Source organism: Moorena sp. SIO3H5 (genome assembly GCF_010692395.1).
Taxonomy (GTDB): domain Bacteria; phylum Cyanobacteriota; class Cyanobacteriia; order Cyanobacteriales; family Coleofasciculaceae; genus Moorena.
In genome coordinates, this window is sequence record NZ_JAAHHS010000488.1 from 1 (window position 1) to 5206 (window position 5206).

The 5206-nt window shown below is 43.7% G+C and carries 5 protein-coding genes and 1 pseudogene; all 6 read left to right on the forward strand.

Going from position 1 to position 5206, the window contains the following annotated elements:
* Positions 1 to 200 precede the first annotated feature (200 nt).
* Complete coding sequence (locus tag F6K52_RS31915) at positions 201 to 800, forward strand: CHAD domain-containing protein (RefSeq protein ID WP_293088395.1); 600 nt, start codon at positions 201 to 203, stop codon at positions 798 to 800.
* Between the two features lie 410 nt (positions 801 to 1210).
* Positions 1211 to 1351, forward strand: coding sequence for a hypothetical protein (locus F6K52_RS31920; protein ID WP_008177935.1), 141 nt, complete (start codon positions 1211 to 1213; stop codon positions 1349 to 1351).
* Positions 1352 to 1360: 9 nt separating this feature from the next.
* Positions 1361 to 1831, forward strand: coding sequence for a type II 3-dehydroquinate dehydratase (gene aroQ, locus F6K52_RS31925; RefSeq protein ID WP_293088397.1), 471 nt, complete (start codon positions 1361 to 1363; stop codon positions 1829 to 1831).
* A gap of 80 nt (positions 1832 to 1911) precedes the next feature.
* Positions 1912 to 2871 carry an ADP-ribosylglycohydrolase family protein gene (locus tag F6K52_RS31930; protein WP_293088399.1) on the forward strand — a complete coding sequence of 320 codons (960 nt, stop codon included), beginning with the start codon at positions 1912 to 1914 and terminating at the stop codon, positions 2869 to 2871.
* A gap of 505 nt (positions 2872 to 3376) precedes the next feature.
* Positions 3377 to 3766 carry an RRXRR domain-containing protein gene (locus F6K52_RS31935; RefSeq protein WP_293088401.1) on the forward strand — a complete coding sequence of 130 codons (390 nt, stop codon included), beginning with the start codon at positions 3377 to 3379 and terminating at the stop codon, positions 3764 to 3766.
* A gap of 167 nt (positions 3767 to 3933) precedes the next feature.
* Positions 3934 to 5206: pseudogene (locus tag F6K52_RS31940) on the forward strand (hypothetical protein); the annotation flags it as partial.

A 5206-nucleotide genomic window follows, 5' to 3' on the forward strand; every position in this document is an offset into this window, starting at 1 on the left:
AATGCAAGCTGGATTTTGCCAGCCAGGGGGTATCTCCCAAGGCTAAACCCGGACTATGCCCGGCTTAGCGCATAAATTTGATTCCACTATTGACAAAAAACGCAACCCTTAAACCCTTGGTTTTCGGGTTTAATGTAAGTCGCAAAGTATCTCTAATGAAACTGAATATATTTTTAAAATATAACACATCTTTGTAGATAGTGCAACATTCTTGGAGAAAATCCTTAACGGTTGCCAGCCTCCAAGAAACCCTCCACAAAGGTTACCAACCCAAGTTACCTGCCCAAGAACGGAAAGCATTAAAGCAAGCCTACGTTTACTTGAAAAAAAAGCGGTGCAAAGCTTTAAAACAAGTTCGGGACGTTCTGCAAGGTAAGCCACACCAAAAGCTTAAGCAAACCTTAAAACTGTGGCTAAAAAAACCCACCTATAAAGAAATGGCTCAGATGCCAGCGGCTGCAGTGTTACCTGATTTACTCTTACCCATTGTCAGCAGCCTGTTACTTCACCCCGCTTGGCTAGTGGGCGTTGATCTTCAGGATGCTGGTAGCCAAACTCCAAAGCAGCTGAAACCAGCAGCAGTTGAATCACTGCTAGCCATTCGTGGAGCAATGATTCACGATCTACGTAAGCAAGCCAAGCGGGTGCGTTACCAAATGAATCTATTTACTGAACTATATAGTCCTAACTATAAGGACTATGTGGAAGATATGAAGCAAATTCCAGGCATCTTAGGTGATATTCCACGACAGTATGGTTTTAGACGAATTCTTAAACTCTGTCTTTCACAAGGGACCTAAAATACCAGGCTCCCCAGCTGGCTCAGTTACTACAGGCCAACCGCTACAAATCATGGCAGCAGTGGCAAAGGTTACAACAGAATTATTTGAAGCCCGAAACCAGGCAAGCCTTTCGCCAAATATTGCTGACTGAGTTAGGCAACTGATAGGTCTTATGCTGGTGAGGGTATAAACACAGTTAATGTATCTTGGTTGAATGAATTGTATAAAATGTGCTAGCCTAATTAACATAATAGATACAACACTTTGTTCTTTTTCCTTTCTCAGAGTCATGGTCAAGCCAAAAAAACCTTAGGCAAGACTGATTCCCTTGTTGATCTGCTCAAAAAGCAGTAATGGTTTTTAACCAGTTAGGGAACTGAAAGTGTAAAAGAAAAGATACAAGTGGTCTTATAGGAGCTTTTTGCTTGATGGACTATATAGAAAAGGTTTTGGAAAAAATTCAAGAATGGGCGCGCAAGCTTATTGAAGCGCTATTAGGTCCTGAGGCTCAGCCTGAACCAGAACCAATCCCCATTCCTGTTAATGACCCAAGGTGTCGTCGGAATTAGATAGTCATTGTGTCCGGTGATTCTCGAAAACGTCTAAGTATCCTGGTTCTCCATGGTCCCAATCTTAATTTACTGGGACAGCGAGAACCAGGTATTTATGGATCTGTAACCTTGGATGAGATTAACTATCTTCTAGAGGAAGAAGGGCAAAGGCTTGAGGCAAGCGTGACAGCGTTGCAGTCTAATCATGAAGGTATCTTAGTCGATAAGATACATGAAGCTTTAGGACACCACGACGGGATTTTAATTAATGCTGCTGCTTATACCCATACCAGTGTGGCTATTCGAGATGCAATAGCTGCGGTAGCCTTGCCAACTGTAGAAGTTCATCTGAGCAACATCTATCAACGAGAAGCTTTTAGACATCATTCGTTCATTGCACCAGTGGTAGTTGGTCAGATTAGTGGTTTTGGAGCTAACAGCTATAGACTGGGGTTACAGGCTCTAGTGGTGACATTGAGACAATCGATTGGTAATTAAAATCAAAAAGGTTATGGGTGCTGCCTTGCGGGTTGAAAAAGGCAATTTAAGAGCACACTAGATTTCTTGACAAAATATGGATGCGGTACTCACTTTTGAACCGATTTAGAGGTGCCTTGTTAGGTAGCCTTGTGGGAGAAATCCTGGCTGGGAGTTGCTGCCAAAAGTTACCACCAGCTCAAGTAAGATTTCGACCGGTTTCCCTTGGGGATGCTGGTCTGAGTAAGGCGATTTCCGATTGGAGCAAGATTGCTACTTGTGGTATTGAAAGTTTGATTCGCTGTGGCAACCTCGATTTAGGCGATTGGTTAGTGCACTGTGAAAAGGCTCAACCCTCTATCCTTTCATTAAAAGGGACTGCCAACAGTAGCGAAGCAGCAGTAGCAACCTTACCAATAGCATTATTTTTTCATGAAGATGAAGTCAAGTTGCGGCAAAAGCTGCTACAGGCAGCAGCAATTTGGCAAAATGATTCTGAAAGGTTTGAGAGTGTCTTGACAATAGCTTGGGCAATAGCGATCGCCCTTACCGAAAAACTTGACTGCCCTAACCTGATTTCCCAAATCATTGCCTACCTAGGGAACTATGAAAATCAAAATGCCTGGGTGCAACAATTGGAAGAAGTACAAAGTCTACTAGAGCTTGGGGCAAGTTTAGAACAAACTGTTATCCAGCTGCGTCGAGAGCAAAGGCGTAGAAATGAGTCTGAGGATGACTGCTCTTTATCGATTGCCTTAGCATTGTACTGTTTCCTAAACACCCCAGAAGATTTTCACCTCTGTGTAACTCGTGCAGCTATTACAGGCTATCAATCACAAACTACTGCTGCCTTAACAGGTGCTTTAGCTGGTGCCTATAACGGTATCATCGGTATTCCAGTGCCCTGGTTGGTGGCTCTTAACCTCAACAGTACTGGGGTTGAGCCATGGCAATTAGCAGACCAGTTGTTGGCAGTGTGGTCAGGTGTATATGACGTTTCAGGGATAGCTCAGTTTCAGAAGCTAGCTGTGGTAGCACCAAGGGTGATCGGATCTCGATAAGCTGTTCAATAAAAGGACTTTCAAACCAAAAATGAAGTTTTACCTACAAGGGGCTGTAGCCTCAAACGTGATAGTACATAAAATTTTCATGGCCTGTGTTGCACCCGTGGTGTTGAATTTGCTACCACAGCTATAGGTAAAACTAATATAAACCAGTTAAACTAAGATGATCTAAAAAAAACACTGGCTTCTGAGCCTTGTAAACTAAAAATCAGTCAAGTCTGGAATTATATTCTGTCACTGACCCCGCAATAAAGGGTGCTTATGGGGTAAGACTTAAGCCTAAGTGTGACTAGACCATTGAGCCTAATCCTGGTAAGAACTTCCAGCCACAACCCCTAAGCTGGAGTATCTGCAAGACTGCTTACTTCAGTCGCGGTTAACAATCGTAATCATCACGGTGCGCGCCTCCTAGGCCGCGAGAAATCCTTCGCGGCCTAGGGTCGCACCGCTTGGATTAGGTGGTCTGCATGGACTTACAACTCCATGATTGAGGATTATCTCAATGCGAGTAGCTATTTTATCACCAACTCGACAGCGACTAATGCGAATTACCCCAAGTTCCCCTAGGGAATCGATTAAAGAAAGAAAAGCTAAAGTTGTAAATAATAATGATGTAGGCGTATTTACGGTGAAGTTGGTCTGTGAATCATCTGGAAGTCAAACCCAAGCAATAGCCATGGGGATTGACCAAGGTAATCACGAAACGATAATCGGCGTAAAGTCAGTCTATACCACTTTAATCAAGTTTTCTGTTCGCAAACTCCAGTTACTGTTACAGTATACAAGGCGTGATTGTAACTGGAAGTTTCCCACGCAACCTGCGCTCTACCCATGTCAAATGAGTGGATTTAAAATGAGTGGAGGAAGACTTTCCAGTGTTTTTTATGAATAATCAATAAATGTAGATGTCTTTAAGCAAAATGCCACCACCACACAGCAAATTGTGAGCAGACCGCTACTGTTACCAGACATTGCCTTTCCTGTGCTATGAAAACGTTCAATTCGCTGACGCAGCCGATCACGCAATTACGGCGAACATCTCAGCACCTTCGCAGTTTTTTGGGATTTAACTCCTCTAGTGCTGCACAATCCTCAGTTAGCCAATCACAGCAGGAGAATTTAAAAGGACAACCTCTACAGCTCACAGAATCTCCAACCCATTGTGAAGGTACTTCCACTAGCCTAACTTCAGGAAAAAATTGGGGCAAAAGCCAGCACCAACTTCAACAGAAAATTACTCTACCTGTAATGTGGACTTTAGCAGTGGTTTCCCTGACCAGTGTTATGGGAGGGCGCTTTTACAATCAGCCACAGCTAGATGTAGACACAGTAGCACCACAGACAGTCCGGGCACCATTCGATGCTCTGGTTGAGGACTCTAAGACAACAGCTGAGAGACGCAAAGAAGCTCAAAGAGGTGCTCAACCAGTCTTGATGATTGACAAATCTGTTACAGAAAGAATTTCTCAAAATCTTGAGAAGTCTCTGGACGCTGTGGAAGAACTGCGCACTAACAGCGGTGTTTTTCCTTTTGTAAAAACTGATGTACTATCCATCGCCACCCAGCGGTATTTGCGCCAAAGTAAGGAATGGGAATGGCGGGCTATCTTGGCATTTTCAGATATCGATAACCATGTCAACGGGTTTGATTCTGAAGCCAAACCACCGACTCCGGCAGAAAATTCATTAAATGTAGCTTTTGTTGAGGCAGTAAGTGAACTGCAAAGCTACCGTCAACAGTCTTCTGAACAAGAGTTTTCAGCTCTGATTGAGTCAATATCTGCTGCTCGCCAACAGTACGCTCAGGTGTTGCCTCAGCTCTCAGCATACCTTAGCCCTGAATTCAGTAGCCTAGATGATGTTTCGGTACTGGATCTATCAGATCAAGATTGGCAGAAAACCCGCATCGTCATTAAGGAGGCTGCTAGTCGCATCCTGACCCAAGGTATGGTTCCAGGATTACCACCAAATCTGATCCAAAAGACCGTGAAGCTAAACTTGAGTAGCCTGATGCCTCAGGAAGCTCAACCACTAGCCAAGTATTTACTAGTGAGAGTTTTAGAACCCAACTTGATCGAAGATAAAGAATCAACCAAGCTCATAGCAGAACAGGCAGCAGAAAAAGTGGAACCAATGATGGTTTCAGTTCGGAAAGGAGATGTGATTGTAACCGAAGGTGAAACCATAACTCAAACAGACTTTGTAATACTGGATTATTTCGACTTAAGCCGTCGAGGAATTAACTGGCCGGGTTTGATGGGATTTGGTGGTTTGGTTACTACTACGGTAGGCATCTTTGCCTTAGTGCAACGGCGAGTTCACCCGAAATGGA